The sequence below is a fragment of the Microbacterium azadirachtae genome (assembly GCF_025583665.1).
In the GTDB taxonomy this organism is placed as follows: Bacteria; Actinomycetota; Actinomycetes; order Actinomycetales; family Microbacteriaceae; genus Microbacterium; species Microbacterium azadirachtae.
The window spans coordinates 2,547,085-2,563,364 of record NZ_CP099706.1 but is presented as its reverse complement, the minus strand read 5'-3'; the positions used below and the strand labels follow the sequence as shown (position 1 = coordinate 2,563,364).

At 70.3% G+C, this 16,280-nt stretch carries 16 protein-coding genes; 10 read left to right on the top strand and 6 right to left on the bottom strand.

What is annotated here, in order from left to right:
- A complete protein-coding gene (locus NFX31_RS12145; protein ID WP_262955841.1) occupies nt 1-1,263 on the bottom strand; it encodes a sugar ABC transporter substrate-binding protein in 1,263 nt (420 codons plus the stop codon).
- A 174-nt stretch (nt 1,264-1,437) separates the two neighbouring features.
- Here NFX31_RS12145 and NFX31_RS12140 point away from each other — a divergent pair, with 174 nt between their 5' ends.
- Both NFX31_RS12140 and NFX31_RS12135 read left to right on the top strand, forming a co-directional pair.
- Nucleotides 1,438-2,433, top strand: a complete 996-nt coding sequence (locus NFX31_RS12140; protein WP_045251258.1) for a LacI family DNA-binding transcriptional regulator — start codon at nt 1,438-1,440, stop codon at nt 2,431-2,433.
- 26 nt (nt 2,434-2,459) lie between these two features.
- Entirely contained in the window at nt 2,460-3,107 is a 648-nt protein-coding gene (locus NFX31_RS12135) for an NAD(P)H-binding protein (RefSeq protein ID WP_262955840.1), read from the top strand.
- 12 nt (nt 3,108-3,119) lie between these two features.
- Here NFX31_RS12135 and NFX31_RS12130 read toward each other — a convergent pair whose 3' ends face one another.
- The 3 genes from NFX31_RS12130 to NFX31_RS12120 all read right to left on the bottom strand — a co-directional run bounded on the left by NFX31_RS12130 (nt 3,120) and on the right by NFX31_RS12120 (nt 6,528).
- Nucleotides 3,120-4,022, bottom strand: a complete 903-nt coding sequence (locus tag NFX31_RS12130) for an arginase family protein (RefSeq protein ID WP_262955839.1) — start codon at nt 4,020-4,022, stop codon at nt 3,120-3,122.
- 198 nt (nt 4,023-4,220) lie between these two features.
- A complete protein-coding gene (locus tag NFX31_RS12125; RefSeq protein WP_262955838.1) occupies nt 4,221-5,039 on the bottom strand; it encodes an endonuclease domain-containing protein in 819 nt (272 codons plus the stop codon).
- A gap of 214 nt (nt 5,040-5,253) precedes the next feature.
- Nucleotides 5,254-6,528: a DUF445 domain-containing protein gene (locus NFX31_RS12120; RefSeq protein WP_262955837.1), complete on the bottom strand. Its 1,275-nt coding sequence runs from the start codon at nt 6,526-6,528 to the stop codon at nt 5,254-5,256.
- Between the two features lie 85 nt (nt 6,529-6,613).
- On the opposite strand from NFX31_RS12120, the gene NFX31_RS12115 reads away from it, so the two are divergent.
- The 7 genes from NFX31_RS12115 to NFX31_RS12085 all read left to right on the top strand — a co-directional run bounded on the left by NFX31_RS12115 (nt 6,614) and on the right by NFX31_RS12085 (nt 12,833).
- Nucleotides 6,614-6,886, top strand: a complete 273-nt coding sequence (locus tag NFX31_RS12115; protein ID WP_045251303.1) for a metal-sensitive transcriptional regulator — start codon at nt 6,614-6,616, stop codon at nt 6,884-6,886.
- Between the two features lie 158 nt (nt 6,887-7,044).
- Complete coding sequence (locus tag NFX31_RS12110; protein WP_045251254.1) at nt 7,045-8,205, top strand: ABC transporter ATP-binding protein; 1,161 nt, start codon at nt 7,045-7,047, stop codon at nt 8,203-8,205.
- Nucleotides 8,205-9,398 (top strand): polyamine ABC transporter substrate-binding protein, encoded by a 1,194-nt coding sequence (locus tag NFX31_RS12105; RefSeq protein ID WP_045251253.1) that lies wholly within the window; start codon nt 8,205-8,207, stop codon nt 9,396-9,398. The genes NFX31_RS12110 and NFX31_RS12105 overlap by 1 nt, the downstream gene beginning before the upstream one ends.
- Complete coding sequence (locus tag NFX31_RS12100) at nt 9,391-10,281, top strand: ABC transporter permease (RefSeq protein ID WP_045251252.1); 891 nt, start codon at nt 9,391-9,393, stop codon at nt 10,279-10,281. Before NFX31_RS12105 ends, NFX31_RS12100 begins: the two co-directional genes overlap by 8 nt.
- A complete protein-coding gene (locus NFX31_RS12095) occupies nt 10,278-11,198 on the top strand; it encodes an ABC transporter permease (RefSeq protein WP_262955836.1) in 921 nt (306 codons plus the stop codon). The genes NFX31_RS12100 and NFX31_RS12095 overlap by 4 nt, the downstream gene beginning before the upstream one ends.
- Nucleotides 11,199-11,220: 22 nt before the next feature.
- Nucleotides 11,221-12,153 carry an RNA polymerase subunit sigma-70 gene (locus NFX31_RS12090; RefSeq protein ID WP_262955835.1) on the top strand — a complete coding sequence of 311 codons (933 nt, stop codon included), beginning with the start codon at nt 11,221-11,223 and terminating at the stop codon, nt 12,151-12,153.
- 107 nt (nt 12,154-12,260) lie between these two features.
- Nucleotides 12,261-12,833: a dihydrofolate reductase family protein gene (locus tag NFX31_RS12085; RefSeq protein ID WP_262955834.1), complete on the top strand. Its 573-nt coding sequence runs from the start codon at nt 12,261-12,263 to the stop codon at nt 12,831-12,833.
- Nucleotides 12,834-12,907: 74 nt separating this feature from the next.
- Here the strand turns inward: NFX31_RS12085 and NFX31_RS12080 are convergent, their stop codons facing one another.
- Together NFX31_RS12080 and NFX31_RS12075 are read right to left on the bottom strand one after the other, a co-directional pair.
- Entirely contained in the window at nt 12,908-14,275 is a 1,368-nt protein-coding gene (locus NFX31_RS12080) for an aspartate aminotransferase family protein (protein WP_045251250.1), read from the bottom strand.
- 118 nt (nt 14,276-14,393) lie between these two features.
- Nucleotides 14,394-15,557 carry an MFS transporter gene (locus NFX31_RS12075; RefSeq protein WP_045251300.1) on the bottom strand — a complete coding sequence of 388 codons (1,164 nt, stop codon included), beginning with the start codon at nt 15,555-15,557 and terminating at the stop codon, nt 14,394-14,396.
- A gap of 460 nt (nt 15,558-16,017) precedes the next feature.
- Between NFX31_RS12075 and nrdH the strand changes: the two genes are divergently transcribed.
- A complete protein-coding gene (gene nrdH / locus NFX31_RS12070) occupies nt 16,018-16,251 on the top strand; it encodes a glutaredoxin-like protein NrdH (protein ID WP_045251249.1) in 234 nt (77 codons plus the stop codon).
- Nucleotides 16,252-16,280: the final 29 nt, after the last annotated feature.

Sequence of the window (16,280 nt, the reverse complement as noted above, 5' to 3'; positions counted from 1 at the left end):
TTACTTGGTCAGGGCTTCCAGGTTCTTCTGCGTGGCGTCGAGGATCGCCTTCGGGTCGCCGGTCGCGAGCGATCCGAGCTTGCCGTTGAAGTCGGTCACGACGTCGCTGGCGCCCTTGGCGGTCGGCACGCCCTGGGCGTAGTTCGCTCCGTTCAGGAACGGCACGAGCGGGGCGTTGTCCTTCTTCCACGCGTCCGCGGCCGACTTGATCGACGGCATCGGGCCGAACGCCTTCGAGAAGGCGAGCTGGCTGTCCGCGCTGGTCAGGTGCTCGACGAGGTCGAGGGCCGCCTTCTGGTTCTTGCTGTCGGCCGAGATGCCCCAGCAGTTCGTGAACTGCAGCGTGCCCTTCTTGCCGTCGGGGCCGGCGGGCAGCTCGACAGCCTTGTACTTCACGGTGGGGTAGTCGTTGGTCATGGCACCGGTGATCCAGTTGCCCTCGACGACCATCGCGGCCTTCTGGGTGCCGAACGCCTCTCCACCCCAGCCGGATCCGAGATCCGCGGCGAACTTCATCGACCCGGCGTTGAGGAGCCCCTTGAGGTAGTCGAGCGCCTTCACGTTGCCCTCGGCGTCGGCCGTGGCCTTGGTCGAGTCGGCGTTCATCAGCCCGCCGCCGGCGGCGACCATGAAGGCGCCGACGCGTGCGTACTCGCCGCTCATCGACAGGCCCACGTGGCCGTCGGCGGTGAGCTTCTGCGAGACCGTGGCGAGCTCGTCCCAGGTCTTCGGGACGTCGGCGTCGGTCAGCCCGGCCTTCGTCCACATGTCGGTGTTGATCACGAGCTGCAGCGTGGAGAAGTCCTTCGGCGCGCAGTAGAGCTTGCCGTCGTAGGTGAACGACTTCAGCAGGCTCGGGTAGAAGTCGTCCTTGTTCTTCAGCAGATCGCCGTAGGCGAGCAGGGAGCCGTTGGACGCGTAGCCGGCAAGCGCATCCGTCGACTGGTAGAACACATCGGCGGGGGATCCGGAGGCGAAGCCCTGCGAGAGCTGCTGGTTCAGGTCGCTCGCCGCGGTGACGGTCGCCTTGACGCCGGAGGTCTTCGACCACGCCGCGACGGCGTCGTTGACGGCCTTGGTCTCCGCGTCGCCGGACGATCCGATGAGGATGTTCAGCGGCTTGTCGGACGAGGTCAGCTTCGAGGATCCGGTGCTGCCGGCGTCGCCGCCGGAGAACCCGGAACCGCAGCCGGTCAGGGCGATCGCGCCGACGAGGACGAGTGCCCCTGCCCCGATCGCGGCGCGCGTGCTGTGCCGTGTCATGTCTCTTCTCCCTTGATGAGCATCCGTGATGATGACTGCTTCGCATGGGCGGCAGGACGCCATCCCCAGAATTTGAACGATCAAACTCTCTGTCCAATACGCTAGGCGGCACGGGTGCGGGGTGTCAAGGTGGGAAGGTGGTCCCGGACCACCCGAGCCGCGGAGGGGAGAGACATGGTCAGGACGCCGACCGTCGAGGACGTCGCGCTGCGCGCAGGCGTCTCGCGGCAGACCGTGTCGAACGTGCTGAACACCCCGGCGATCGTGAAGCCCGCGACGCGGGAGCGTGTGCAGCAGGCGATCCACGAGCTGGGCTACCGGCGGCACGCCGCGGCACGGCAGCTGCGCACCCGGCGCAGCTCGACGATCGGGGTGCATCTGGATCCCTATGTCGGAGGCGTCTCCGGCGTGGTGCTGGACCGCTTCGTGCACGCGCTGACCGAGCGGGCGAGCGAGCGCGGCATGCGCATGCTGGTCTACGCCGCCCGCACCCCGGACGACGAGATCGCGCGGCTCGCCGAGCTCTGGGAGGGGTCGGAGATCGACGCCACCATCATCACCGGAACCTTCCACGGCGACCCGCGCACGCGCTGGCTCGGCGACGCGCGCCTGCCCTTCGTCGCGTTCGGACGGCCGTGGGGGGAGGACGACCTCGCTGCGCCCGAGCACCTCTGGGTCGACGTGGACGGCGCCGCGGGCACCCGCGCTGCCACCGCGCATGCGCTCGGGTTCGGATCCCGGGTCGCGTTCCTTGGCTGGCCGACGGGATCGGGCACCGGTGACGACCGCGAGCGCGGCTGGCGCGAGGCGATGGCCGCCGCGGGGGTCTCGGCCCCGCGATGGACGGCGGAGGAGGACGTCGCCGCCGCCCGTTCCGCCGTCGAGTCGGCGGGCGACACGGTCGACGCGATCGTGTGCGCCAGCGACTCGCTCGCGATCGGGGCTCTGCTCGCGCAGGCGGCCGGATCCGCCCGGGTGCCCGTGATCGGCTTCGACAACACCCCGACGGCCGAGGCGCTCGGGTTCTCCAGCGTGGAGCAGCGTCCGGAGGACGTCGCCGTCGCGACGCTCGAGCTGCTCATGGGGCCGACCGGGGAGGCCGTGACGCCGCGAGAGGTGCAGGCGGGCACCGCGCACGCGCTGATCGAGCCGCGGCTGGTCGTGCGTTGACGACCGGATCCGCCTACCGTGGAGTCATGGCACGGATCCTGATCTTCGGCGGCCACGGCAAGGTCGCCCTGCTCCTCGAACCCCTCCTCACGGCGCGCGGCGACCAGGTCACGGCGGTGATCCGCGACCAGGCCCAGGTCGACGACGTGCGCGCGACCGGAGCGGATCCGGTCGTCTTCGACGTGGAGTCCGCGTCCGAGCAGGAGATGGTCGCGCTCATCACGGGTCACGACGCCGTGGTGTGGTCGGCGGGCGCCGGCGGAGGATCCGCGGCGCGCACCCGGGCCGTGGACTTCGAGGCCGCGACCCGCTCCATGGCCGCCGCCGCGGCGGCCGGGGTGCCGAGGTTCGTGATGGTGTCGTACTTCGGCTCCTCGCCCGCGCACGGAATCGATCCGTCCGACCCGTTCTTCGCCTACGCCGAGGCGAAGGCCGCCGCCGACGAGGTGCTGCGCGCCTCGGACCTGGACTGGACGGTGCTCGCGCCGAGCAGGCTGACGCTCGAGGCGCCGACCGGGCGGATCGACGCGACAGCGGACGCATCCGGAAGCGTGTCCCGCGCCGATGTCGCCGCCGTGATCGCGCAGACCCTCGTCGAGCCCGCGACGAGGCGCCGCACGATCCGGTTCAACGCCGGCGAGGTGCCGATCGACGAGGCTCTGCGCGCGGTCTGAGCTCCGCGCCTGTCAGGCGCGGCCTGCGAGTGCCGCGAGCAGCTCCAGCACGCACAGGGCCGCCAGGCGCACTGTCCGCCCGTCCTCGTCGTCGGCCGTAGCGTCGACCTCGGCGATGTCGGCGCTCACGACGCGCGGATCGGCGGCGACCCCGCGCACGAGCGCGCGGAGCTCGTCTGCGGCGAATCCGCCGGGCACGCTCGCGGGGCATCCCGGGGTCGTGGCTCGGTCGCAGGCGTCGACGTCGATGTCGAAGTGGATGCGGGGGGCGTCCCCGGCACCGGCGACCTCGACCGCCTCCGCGACGACGTCTGCGACACCGCGGCGGCGCACCTCATCCAGCGTGATGACGCGGATGCCCCAGTCGGCCGCCCGCTGCGCGTAGGCGGCGGAGTTCGCGAAGTCGGCGATGCCGATCTGCACGATCCGGCGCGGGTCGATCGCGGTCCCCGTGGGGGCGTCTTCGACGAGGCGGCGCACGGGGGAGCCGTTCGACACGCCGTCGCGCAGGTCGAAATGCGCATCGATCGTGATCAGACCCGTGGCACCCGCGCCGAGGGCGACGGGGTAGGTGAGGGAGTTGTCGCCGCCGAGGGCGATCAGCAGGCGCGACGCGGCGGAGAGCTCCGCCACTCGGGCGGTCGCCCGGGCGACGCCTTCGTCGCCGTCGGGCTCGTGCACGTCGCCCGCGTCGGCGATCCGCAGCACCTCGTTCAGGTCGACGATCGGCGGACCCATCAGCGTCGGGCTGTATCGGCGCAGCGCTTCGCGGACGGCAGCGGGCGTCGCGTGCGCGCCAGTGGCGGAGAGGGAGGTGCGCCATGTCGGGACGCCCAGCAGCACGGCGTCGGCGGAGGCGTCGAACGCAGGCCAATCGCCGCCGCGCGGCCAGAGGGGATCGTGCGACAGTGCCATGGGTGGTCCCTTCTCGGTGGATCGGCGTCCGCTGACCAGCGTGCCACGACGGCCGTCCGCGCCCACGGCCCTCGCCCGGACGCTGTCTGGCCGACGAGACATCCGCGCGGCGGGGGCGTGACGCCCTGCACACGCTGCGACGATCTGCACACGAGATCGCCGGATCCGTGTGCCGATCGTGCCGGCGTGTGCAGATCGTCACGCGCCCAGGGCAGCCAGGATCGCGGCCTGCACCGACGGCCAGTCGTGCACCACCTGTGCGTAGTCGAAGCGGAGCGTGCGAAAGCCGCGCCGGGCAGCGGCCGCGTCGCGCACCAGATCCTTGTGCCGCTTCGCCGTGCCCTCGTGATTCGCCTCGCCGTCGACCTCGATGATGACCCGGTCGATCACGAAGTCCACGATGCCCACCCCGTCGATGCGCACCTGGCACTCGAGACGAAGACCGAGGAGGTGCAGCCTCAGCCGCAGCAAGGACTCCAGGCCGCTGTCGGCATCGCCGCGCGCGAGATCCGTGAGCCATCGTGCCGTGGCCGGCAATGCCGACCGGATCCGACGGCGTGCCGCCGTGTCGAGGTGCCCGTGCCTCCATGCCGACTCGAAGGCGGCGAAGAACGCCTCGTCGCCGGAGCAGAGCCGCAGGTGCAGCAAGGCGGTCTCCAGATCGACGCGGCCGAGAGGCGGCGCACCCCGGTAATAGTGCGGGACGCAGACGCAGCCCGGGTGCGGGTGCGCGTGTCGTCCGGCGCCGAGCCAGACGTGCGGTCCCGTGATCGGGGGCAGCACCCAGAGCTGCAGTGCGGTCAGAACGCTCGCGCAGGTGAGGGCGCCCCCATGCGCGACCGCCGCGCGGACGTCGGGTTCGATCGGGCCGGCCGCGAACACGCCGTCGCGCAGGCGCTCGACGGTGCCGCCCCGCACCGCGCGGGCGAGCGACGACCGCGTGAAGCCGAGGTGCTGCAGATCCCGCCCGCGCGCGATGCCGCCACGACGTCTGATGGTGTCTGTCAGGGAGAGCATCACACGATGGTCCGCGAGCGGGCGTCGCTGCGGGGCCCGGACTGCGCAATCGGTGGACAACTCCCGTCCGCGTCCAACGGGGGAGGGCGATCGGGCGTGACGATCTGCACACGCTGCGACGATCTGCACACGAGATCGCCGGATCCGTGTGCCGATCGTGTCTGGCTGTGCAGATCGTCACGCGCCCAGCGCCGCCGGTGCCTGCGCGTGCGCCCTACACGGGGATGACGGCGTGCGCGACCGCGAAGATCGCCAGCCCGGCGAGCGCGCCGACGACCGTGCCGTTGAGGCGGATGTACTGCAGGTCGCGGCCGACCATGAGCTCGATCTTCTCCGTCGTCTCGGCGGGATCCCAGCGCTCCACCGTGTCCGTGATGATCGATGCGATGTCGTGCCGGTAGCGGTCGACCAGATACACGGCGGCGTCGGAGAGCCAGCGGTCGACACGGTCCTGCAGCGGGTCCTCGGTGGAGAGGCGGTCGCCGAGCTCGGCGACCGCCGACGCCGCCTGGCGGCGCAGTCCGCTCTCCGGGTCGGAGAGTGCGGAGAGGAGGCCCGCCTTGGCGGCGTTCCACGCTTCGGCCGCCAGGGCGCCCACCCGCGGGCTGTCGAACAGGGCCGCCTTGGCGTTCTCCAGACGTGCGCGCGTGGAGGGGTCGTGCTGCAGGTTGTCGGCGAGACGGGCGAGATAGCCGTCCAGGGCGCGACGTGCGGGGTGATGCGGATCCGCCTGCACCGCGCGCACGAAGCGCACGGCCTCGTTGTACGCGGCCTCGTCCACGAAGCGGTGCGCGAGCCGCGGCACCCAGGACGGCAGGCGGCGCGAGAGGAGTCCCTGGAACGCGGCGGCGTTGCCGTCGAGCCAGGTGGCGATGCTGTCCACGGCGAGGTCGACGGCGCCGCGATGCGCGTCGGCCTGCACGATCCGCTGCAGCCAGGCGCCGGCGGGCGTGCCCCATTCCGGGTCCACGAGGTGCTCGCGGGCGAGCTCCGCGATGACGCTCTGCACGTCGTCGTCGCTGAGGGCGCGCAGCACCGCGGACGCGATCGTGGATCCCTCGCTCGCGACCCGCTCCGCGTGCTCGGGTGCGCGCAGCCAGTCGCCGAGGCGGCGGGCGATCGAGGTCTCGGTGAGCTTCGTGCGCACGACCTCGGCAGAGAGGAAGTTCGTCTCGACGAACTCGCCGAGGGTGCGCCCGATCTCTTCCTTGCGGTTCGGGATGATCGCAGTGTGCGGGATGGGCAGCCCGAGCGGACGCCGGAACAGCGCGGTCACCGCGAACCAGTCCGCGAGGGCGCCGACCATGCCCCCCTCGGCGGCGGCGCGCACGTACTCCAGCCACGGGAAGCGGCCCTGCAGCCAGAACGCGACGACGAAAGCGACGGCCATGATGCCGAGGGCGCCGAGGGCGACCGCCTTCATCCTTCGCAGCGCGCGCAGGCGCTCCAGGTCCGCGGGGGACAGCAGTGCTTCACGGGCGCGTGCCATGCGCCCATCCTTCCATTGCGTCGCGGGATCCGGGGCCGGGCGGGATCCCGTGCCGCGCACGGCGGAGACCGGTAGCCTCGTCCTCGTGATCGAAGACATCAAGAAGCGCGCTCTGCACCGCACCAGCATCCTCGAAGGTCAGCTCCGCGGTGTCGCGAAGATGATCGAGCACGAGGAGTACTGCATGGACATCATCACGCAGTCCCGCGCGATCCAGCGCTCCCTGGAATCGCTCAACCGGCTGCTGCTGGAGAACCACCTGCGCACGCACGTCGCGCACATGTTCGACGAGGGCGGAGAGCAGCGCGAGCAGGCGATCGACGAGCTCCTGAAGGCCTTCGACTTCCAGGGGAAGTAGCCCGCACGAAACACGCGCGAAACACGCATATTCGTTGATAGGGCCGCACTCAACAACGAATATCGTCGCAAAGGTCTGAGATTCCTTCGTTTTCCTCTGTACGGACGAGGGATCCTGTGTCAGACTCTCCGCAGCGAAGAACTCACTGTGGAGGTTCCATGAGCAGTCCTGTGTCCGTATCTGCTCAGAGCACGACCGACGCGCCCACCGGCGGTGTCGAGATCTCTGGCGTCACCAAGTACTACGGCGATGCGACCGCCGTCGACCGGCTGTCGTTGTCGATCCGCCCGGGGGAGTTCCTCTCCCTGCTGGGCCCCTCGGGGTGCGGCAAGACCACGACGCTGCGGATGATCGCCGGCTTCGAGCACCCGGATGCCGGCGACATCCGGCTGAGCGGACGCAGCGTGCTGGGCCTGCCGCCCCACAAGCGCGAGGTCAACACCGTGTTCCAGGCGTACGCGCTGTTCCCGCACATGACGGTCGCCGAGAACGTCGCCTACGGCCTGCAGCAGCGCAAGGTGTCCAAGGCGGAGCAGCGCGAGCGCGTCGCCGAGGCTCTCGACATGGTGCAGCTGCGCCGCTTCGCGGACCGCAAGCCCACGCAGCTCAGCGGCGGGCAGCAGCAGCGCATCGCGCTCTCCCGCGCCCTCATCAACCGCCCGTCGGTGCTGCTGCTGGATGAGCCGCTCGCGGCTCTGGACCGTCAGCTGCGCGAGGAGATGCAGCTCGAGCTGAAGCTGCTGCAGTCCCGGCTCGGCACCACGTTCGTCTTCGTCACGCACGATCAGGCCGAGGCGCTCTCGATGAGCGACCGGATCGCGGTCATGCGGGCGGGGCGGATCGAGCAGCTCGCCGCTCCCGCCGACATCTACGCCGAGCCGGCGTCGGCCTATGTGGCGTCCTTCATCGGCCAGCAGAACTTCCTGCACGGCACCGCGCTGGGCGGCGACGCCGTCGACACGTTCGCGGGCGCGCTGCGGGGACGATGGGGCGGCGAGCAGGGGCTGCCCGGATCGACCGCGGTCGCGGCCATCCGTCCGGAGTTCGTGCGGCTCGCGCCCGCCGGCACCGCCGAGGGCCCCGGCGTCGACGGCACGGTCCTGGGGGTGTCGCACCTGGGGGAGACCCTGCAGGTGGCCGTCGACGTGGGCCGCGAGCAGGCGTTCCTGGTGCGCATCCCGGCGCCCGGCGCCCCGTCCGTCGCGGTCGGCGACGCCGTGCGCTGCACCTGGGATCCCGCCGACGTGCGCATCTTCGCCGACGACGGCATCCCCGAGACCGCGACGCACGTGATCGCGCTGCCCAAGGAAGCCGCCTGATGGCGCACGGCCGCGCCCCCGAGCAGTCGCCGGTGCGCGTGCTCGCCCACGCGCCGTCCGCACGCAAGATCGGGGCGGAGCTCACCCGTCGCGGCTTCCTCGCCACGACCCTCGCCGCCTCGGGGGCGGTGCTGTTCACCGCCTGCGCCCCGCAGAAGGCGTCGGCCGCCTCCGAGGCGCACGGCGGAGCGCTCGAGGACAAGCTCTCGATCTACACGTGGAGCGACTACGACAACCCGGACCTGCTCAGCGCCTTCACGAAGAAGAAGGGGCCGAGAGTCGTCGTCGACGCGTTCAACTCGAACGAGGAGCTCGTCGCGAAGCTCGTCGCCGCGCGCGGCACGTCGGGCTACGACATCGTCGTCCCGACCGGACCCTTCATCCTCCCCATGGCGGAGAACGGCCTGCTGGAGCGGCTCAACCTCGACCTGATCCCGAACTTCGCGACGATGAATCCGCACTTCGTGCACCGCGCGTTCGACCCGAAGAACGAGTACTCGATCTGCAAGGCGTGGGGCACCACGGGCTTCGCATACGACAAGACGGTGATCACCCGAGAGCTGACGGGGTGGGCGGATTTCATCGACGCGGCGCAGAACGAGGCGTCGGGCAAGACCTCCCTCCTGGACGATCCCGCGCCGCTGTGCGGCATCTACTTCTGGTCGCACGGGATCGACTGGAACACGACGGATGAGAAGCATCTCGCCGCCTGCGAGGAATTCATGACGAAGGAGATGGCCCCGCACGTGGTCTCCTTCGACTCCGCGCCAGGCGGGCAGATCATCCCGCAGGCGACGGCCGCGCTCGTGCAGGTCTACAACGGCGATGCGCGCACGGGGATCGCGGCCTCCAAGCACCCGGAGCGCTGGCAGTGGGTGCTCGGCGCGCCGGCGACGGAGATCTGGATGGACAACTGGGCGATCGCCAAGGGAGCACCGCATCCGGAGGCGGCGCACGCCTTCATCAACTACATCATCGGACCCGACGTGCAGGTCGACCAGATGGACTACATCGGCTACGACACCGGCGTCGACGGCAACCAGCAGCGGGCCGAGGAGGCGGGATTGGAGAACCTCGACATGGTCTTCTTCACGGAGGAGCAGATCGCCACGATGCACGAGGGCAAGTTCACCAAGGCCCAGGAGCGGATCGTGGCGATCTGGAACGCGACGAAGGCGGCCGCCGGTGCGTAAGGGGGGCATCCGCTTCGGTCTGGCGCTGCCCGCCTGGGTGTGGCTCCTCGTCTTCTTCGTCGTCCCGATCGGGGTCGTCGTCTGGTACAGCTTCGGCTACAAGCCGAGCATCTTCGCGACCAACGCCAACGACAAGCTCTCGTTCGACCGCTACATCGAGGCGCTCTCGCCGACGTTCTTCGCGACGTTCCAGAACACGCTCTGGGTGGGCATCGCGGGAACGGTCCTGTGTCTGCTGATCGGCGCGCCCGTGGCGTACTGGATCGCGGTGAAGTGCGCGCCGAGCCGGCGCGGGATGTTCCTCGCGCTCGTGATGGTGCCGTTCTGGACGAACTTCCTGGTGCGCACGATCGGCTGGCAAATCATCCTGGCGCCCGAGGGGTGGCTGTCGCACGCGCTGCAGTTCCTCGGCGTGATCCCGGGACCGCTGGGCATCCTCAACACCCGCGGCGCCGTGCTGCTCGGCGTCGTCTACAACTACCTGCCGCTGATGATCCTGCCCCTGTTCGTCGCCTTCGACCGGGTGAGCGGGCCGTTGCGCGAGGCCAGCAAGGATCTGGGCGCGGGCAGCTGGAAGACGTTCTTCCGGGTCACCGTGCCGCTCGCGCAGCCCGGCATCATCGCCGGCGTGCTGCTGGTGTACATCCCGCTCATGGGCGACTACATCACGGCCACGGTCCTCGGCGGGGCGAAGGGCAACATGGTGGGCCAGATCGTCGCCAGCCAGTTCCAGACCGCGCAGAACTGGGCCCTGGGCTCGGCGATGGCGGTGCTCCTCATCCTCACCATCGCACTGTCGATCGGGGTCGCGGCCCTGATCGGCTGGCTGGTCACGATCCCGATCCGCCGCAGCTACCGCCTGACCCTCGAGGAGGCACGATGACCGTCGTCGCAGAACGACCCGCCGAGCAGGCGGATCCGGCTCCGGCCACGGCCGGCGGCCCCGCCGCACGCCGCAGGGCTCCGCGCAACGTCAGCCGCTGGCTCCTGCCGCTGTGGGCGACCCTCGTGTTCGTCTTCCTGTTCCTGCCGATCGCGGTCGTGATCGTCTACTCGTTCAACGTCGGACGCCTGCTCATCTCGTGGGACCACTTCGGCTTCGACTCGTTCGCGGCGATCGTCATCAAGCCCGCGGTGCGCGACGCCGTCCTCGTGTCGCTGCGCACCGGCCTGATCGCGGCTCTGCTGGCGACGGCACTGGGCACGCTCGCCGGCATCGCGATGGCGCGCACGCCCGGCAAGTGGGTGCCCTGGTTCCTCGTGCTGCTGCTGCTCATCTCGGTCACCCCCGAGATCGTGGATGCGGTGGCGCTGCTGCCGTGGGTCGTGTTCCTCGGTCAGGACCTGGGGCTCTCGATCTTCAACGATGGCACCGTGCGCCTGGTGATCGGCCAATCGCTGTTCTCGATCGCGATCGTCTCGTACATCGTGCGAGCTCGTCTGGTCGGGCTCGACGCGAAGCTCGAGGAGGCCTCGGCGGATCTGTACGCGAAGCCGCTCACGACGTTCTTCAAGGTCACCCTGCCGCTCGCGATGCCCGCGGTGCTCGCCGGCTTCCTGCTCTCGTTCACGCTCGGGCTCGACAACACGATCGTCTCCGCGTTCGTGCAGGTCTCCGGCACCACGCCGTGGCCGGTCTACGTGCTGAGCGCGCTGCGCAGCGGTCTTCGCCCGGAGATCGCGGCGGTGTCGACGATCATGCTCGTGCTCACGCTCGGTGCGCTCGCTCTCGTCGCGCTCGTGCTCAAGCGGGCCGGCGACTCCGCCGCGGACATCGCGCGGACGATGGCCGGAGGCTGAGCGGGGACGTACGCTGACGTCCGTGGACGCCACCGACCTCGCCGCCCTCCGCGGCGGCCTGCTCGCCTTCTGCTACCAGATGCTGGGCTCGCCGTTCGATGCGGAAGACGCCGTGCAGGATGCGCTCGAGCGTGCGTGGCGCAGCCGGGACGCGTACGACCCGGCCCGGGCCGCGCTGTCGACCTGGGTCTACCGGATCGCCCGCAACGTCTGCGTGGACCGGATCCGGGAGAGCCCGCGGCGGCCGCTGCCGCGCGACCTGTCGGATCCCGGCATCGACGTCGGTGCGCCCCTGGTGCCTGCGCTCGACGTGCCGTGGCTGGTGCCGGCGCCGACGAGCTGGTGGGATGACTCCGAACCGGAGCGCGCGGTCGCGGAGGCGTCGGGGGTGCGTCTCGCCGTGACGCTCGTCCTGCAGGCGCTCCCGCCGCGGCAGCGCGGCGTGTTCATCCTGCGGGAGGTACTGGGGCACTCGGCGGCCGAGACCGCGCAGATCCTGGAGACGAGCGTGCCGTCGGTGAACTCCGCCCTGCAGCGCGCCAAGGCGGCCGTGGCCGAGAGGTCCACGCGCCCGGCACCCCTGCGGCGAGACACCGTCGAGCGTTACGCCCGCGCGATCGAGCGCGCCGACGTCGCGGCGCTCGCCGCCCTCGTGGCCGACGACGTGCTGTTCGAGATGCCGCCCGTTCCGCGCTGGTCGATCGGGCGCGAGACCTACGCGGCGTTCATGGCGCACCTGTTCTCGTGGCAGGGATCGCGCTGGCTGACCCGGCCGATCTCCGCCAACGGGCAGCACGGGATCCTGCTGCTGATCGTCACCGACGAGGGCCCGCGGCCGCACACCGTGCAGCTGTTCGAGGCCGACGCGACCGGCACGAGGATCGGTCACGTGCTGGTCTACCGGGACGAGGCGCTGTTCGCCCTCTTCGAGCGCGCGGGCGTCGTGGCGGGGTGAGCGGCGGACGTGGATTCCGCGGGGACCGATGAGTTCCGTTCCGCGCGCACGTAGACCTTTGTGAAGCCCGACGCTCGCCGAGCACGGGACACGACAAGGAGCACGACATGGCACGCATCATCGTGGCGCAGTTCATCACCCTCGACGGAGTCGTGGAGGATCCGGACGGATCCGGCGGCACGCCGTTCGGCGGCTGGTGCTTCCGGCACGGCCCCGAGGCCATCGCGGGGGACAAGTTCCACTACGGCCCGATCCTGGAGACCGGCGTCTTCCTGTTCGGACGCCGCACCTGGGAGGCGTTCGCGGCGATGTGGCCGGCGCGGGATGAGACCGATCCCTTCGCGCATGCGCTGAACAGGGCGGACAAGGCGGTCGTGACCGCAGGAGAGGTCGATCTCGCGCGCTGGCAGAACACGCGTCAGGTCGCGACGGATCCGATCGGCTGGGCGCGGGATGCCGCCGCGGAGCGCGACGTGGTCGTGATCGGCAGCGGCTCGCTCGTCGACGCGTTCGTCCGGGCCGGAGCCGTGGACGAGTACCGGCTGCGCGTGTTCCCGACCGCCACCGGGGCGGGGCGTCGGCTGTTCCCCGACGGTGCCGACCTCGACCTCGTCAGCGTCGAGCAGGTCGGCCCGACGAGCCTGGTGATCGCAACGCCGTCCGTCGTCCGGGGGCGTTGAGCGAGCACCCGGAGGGAGCGAGACGAGACGCGGCGCCCTCACGGACACCGCGTCTCATCTCGCGTCCCCGGCGACTACAGGACGTTCTCCGCCTCGGTGAGCACCCCGCGCAGGATCCCGCTGATCTCCCGGAACTCGGCCGGACCGATCGTGAGCGGCGGCGCGAGCTGGATCACGGGGTCGCCGCGGTCGTCGGCGCGGCAGTACAGGCCGGACTCGAACAGCGCCCCCGAGAGGAAGCCGCGCAGCAGACGCTCCGATTCGTCGTCGTCGAAGGTCTCGCGCGTCGTCTTGTCCTTCACGAGCTCGATGCCGAAGAAATAGCCGTCGCCGCGCACGTCTCCGACGAGGGGGAGGTCGAGCAGGGTCTCCAGCTCGGCCCGGAACAGCGGCGAGTTCTCCCGCACGCGCTCGTTGAGCTTCTCCTCCTCGAAGATGTCGAGGTTCTCCAGCGCCACGGCGGCGGAGACCGGGTGCCCGCCGAACGTGTAGCCGTGCGGGAACGACATGTCGCCGTGGGCGTACGGCTCGTAGATGCGGTCGCTCACGATCGCGGCGCCCAGGGGGGAGTATCCGCTCGTGATGCCCTTGGCGCAGGTGATGATGTCGGGCACGTAGCCGTAGGCGTCGCAGGCGAACATGTGACCGATCCGGCCGAAGGCGCAGATCACCTCGTCCGAGACGAGCAGCACGTCGTAGCGGTCGCAGATCTCCCGCACGCGCTGGAAGTATCCGGGGGGCGGGGGGAAGCAGCCGCCCGAGTTCTGCACCGGCTCGAGGAAGACCGCCGCGACCGTGTCGGGGCCCTCGAACTGGATCATCTCCTCGATGCGGTCGGCCGCCCAGACGCCGAACGCCTCCGGATCCGTCGGCGCCCCCATCTCGGCGGCGCGGTAGATGTTCGTGTTCGGCACGCGGAAGCCGCCCGGGGTGACCGGCTCGAACATCGCCTTCATCGCGGGGATGCCGGTGATCGCCAGCGCGCCCTGCGTGGTGCCGTGATAGGCGATCGAGCGGGAGAGCACCTTGTGCTTGGTGGGCTTGCCGCGCAGCTTCCAGTAGTGCTTGGCGAGCTTGAACGCCGTCTCCACGGCTTCGCCGCCGCCCGAGGTGAAGAACACCCGGTTGAGATCGCCGGGAGCGTATCCCGCGAGGCGATCGGCGAGCTCGACGGCCGCCGGATGGGCGTACGACCACAGCGGGAAGAACGCGAGCTGCTCCGCCTGCTTCGCCGCGGCCTCCGCGAGGCGCGTGCGTCCGTGGCCCGCGTTGACGACGAACAGTCCGGAGAGGCCGTCGATGTACTTCTTGCCCGTGTCGTCCCAGATGTGGTGTCCCTCACCCCGGACGATGATCGGCACACCGCTGCGGTCCATCGTGGACTGCCGGGTGAAGTGCATCCAGAGGTGATCATGTGCTTTCTGTTGCAGATCGGCGCTCATGCTCCGATCTTGTCACTCGAAATCAAAAATGACAACAGAAATCGAAGGTTGAACTCCCCGGATCCTGCGGATTCCGAGGTTGGGCTGTGAGGGGTCAGAAGCTCGGGGTGCGACCGGCTCAGGGGAGCGGGACGGCCTCCGTGTCCGGCATCGGCGCGGCGTCCCGCCCGCGCAGATCCGGGAAGTACCGCACGAAGACGGCCGAGACCACGAGGGCCGCCGCGGCGAAGCAGGTGGCCGCGAGGTAGGCGCCGGTGGGGCTGTGCATGCTGTCGATGAGGAAGCCCGCGATCGCGGATCCCGCCGCCGCGCCGATCAGCTGCCCGGTGCCCGCCCAGCCGAACGCCTCCGCGGTCTCCGAGAACTTCACGCTCGCCGAGGTGATCGCGAACAGCACGGCGAGCGCGGGAGCGATGCCGATCCCGGCGGCGAGCAGCGTGCCGCCCAGCCAGAACACGTTGAGGGAGAGCATCGTGAGGGCCAGCCCGACCGTCACGATGGTCAGCCGTCGCGCCATCGACCACGGACCCATCGGCACCCGGCCCGATGCGAGCCCGCCGACGAGGCTCCCCACGGAGAACACCGCGAGGACGAGGCCCGCCTCCAGGCCTCCGTGGTCGAAGGTCTTCACCACGCCGGCCTCCACGGCCGAGCAGGCGCCGATGAGGAGGAAGCCGATGACGGTGGCCAGCAGCACCGGCGGCTTCAGCACCACCGCGCCGAAGCCGCGGCGGCTGCGCGGGATCCGCACCCGGCCGACCTCGGGGGAGAGGATGAACCACGCCCCGCCGCCGATGAGCACCGCCGCGACCAGCAGGAGGCCCTGGACGGTCCCGACCTGGGTGGACACGATCGTGATGACCACCGGCGCGACGATCCAGATGATCTCCTGCAGCGACGCGTCGAGCGAGAACAGGGGGGTCAGCTGGGAGGAGTTGACGAGCTTGGGGTAGATGGTCCGCGCCGCCGACTGGATCGGCGGGGTGGACAGGCCGGCGATCAGGCCCAGCACCACGAGGCCGGCGAGGGGGAGCGCGGAGCCGAAGGCGAGTCCGAGGATCGCGAGCACGCAGATCGACAGGGTCAGGGTGATCACCGGGCGCATCCCCCAGCGCCCCATCCAGCGGCTCGTGACCGGGCCGGACACGGCCTGTCCGATCGATGACGCGGCGAGCACCAGGCCGGCCGCGCCGTACGAGCCCGTGGCGTGCTGCACGTGCAGCAGGATCGCGAGGCTCGCCATGCCGTTGGGGAACCGTGCCGTCAGCTGTGCGGCGATGATGCGACCGACTCCCGGTACGCGCAGAAGCTCCTTGTATCCCGATCCGGCCACGGATCAACGCTACAGGTCGCGCGAGGCCGGATGCAGGTCGAGGAGGGCGCTCCCGCCGCCGCGGGTGAGAGGCCGGCGACGACACGCCGACGACACGCCGAAGGGCGAATTCCACAGCCTGGGGAATGTCCGAGGCCCGAGGAAGCATCGCATCTGTGGATGGATCCGAGAGGGGCCTTCCGGACCCGCGGGAAATCGCGGCTCGCGGGTCGGCCTGCGCCTTCTCGGGCTGTGGAGACAGGCGTGGAGAACCTGTGGCCAAACGGTGGAATACGGTGGAAAACTACACAGTTGTAACTACTAGCCCTTGTGGTCGACCCGAATGTCCGCACCTATATGTAGTATTGAACTCCCGGCGGGGCCACCTGTCCGACGGCCGGGTTCTGAGGGGAAAGAAGAGGCGCAACACATGTCCATCACGGTCTACACCAAGCCCTCCTGCGTCCAGTGCAACGCGACCTACCGCGCGCTCGACGCGAAGGGCATCGAATACGAAGTCCACGACGTCTCCGAGGACGCTGCGGCGCTCGAGCACGTGAAGTCGCTCGGCTACCTGCAGGCGCCCGTCGTCGTCACCGACGAGGACCACTGGTCGGGCTTCCGTCCCGACAAGATCGACGAGCTCGCCGCTCGTCTGGCGTAACTCCGGCTCCGAGCCCGTCGAAGGGGGCG

Bases quoted from the DNA above. Each gene is read 5' to 3' on its own strand.
- NFX31_RS12085 (WP_262955834.1), top strand. From the start codon at position 12,261: ATGGCACGCATCATCGTGGCGCAGTTCATCACCCTCGACGGAGTCGTG.
- NFX31_RS12095 (WP_262955836.1), top strand. From the start codon at position 10,278: ATGACCGTCGTCGCAGAACGACCCGCCGAGCAGGCGGATCCGGCTCCG.
- NFX31_RS12080 (WP_045251250.1), bottom strand. From the start codon at position 14,275: ATGAGCGCCGATCTGCAACAGAAAGCACATGATCACCTCTGGATGCAC.
- NFX31_RS12130 (WP_262955839.1), bottom strand. From the start codon at position 4,022: ATGGCACTGTCGCACGATCCCCTCTGGCCGCGCGGCGGCGATTGGCCT.
- NFX31_RS12120 (WP_262955837.1), bottom strand. From the start codon at position 6,528: ATGGCACGCGCCCGTGAAGCACTGCTGTCCCCCGCGGACCTGGAGCGC.
- NFX31_RS12135 (WP_262955840.1), top strand. From the start codon at position 2,460: ATGGCACGGATCCTGATCTTCGGCGGCCACGGCAAGGTCGCCCTGCTC.
- NFX31_RS12125 (WP_262955838.1), bottom strand. From the start codon at position 5,039: ATGCTCTCCCTGACAGACACCATCAGACGTCGTGGCGGCATCGCGCGC.
- NFX31_RS12105 (WP_045251253.1), top strand. From the start codon at position 8,205: ATGGCGCACGGCCGCGCCCCCGAGCAGTCGCCGGTGCGCGTGCTCGCC.
- NFX31_RS12140 (WP_045251258.1), top strand. From the start codon at position 1,438: ATGGTCAGGACGCCGACCGTCGAGGACGTCGCGCTGCGCGCAGGCGTC.
- NFX31_RS12110 (WP_045251254.1), top strand. From the start codon at position 7,045: ATGAGCAGTCCTGTGTCCGTATCTGCTCAGAGCACGACCGACGCGCCC.
- nrdH (WP_045251249.1), top strand. From the start codon at position 16,018: ATGTCCATCACGGTCTACACCAAGCCCTCCTGCGTCCAGTGCAACGCG.
- NFX31_RS12145 (WP_262955841.1), bottom strand. From the start codon at position 1,263: ATGACACGGCACAGCACGCGCGCCGCGATCGGGGCAGGGGCACTCGTC.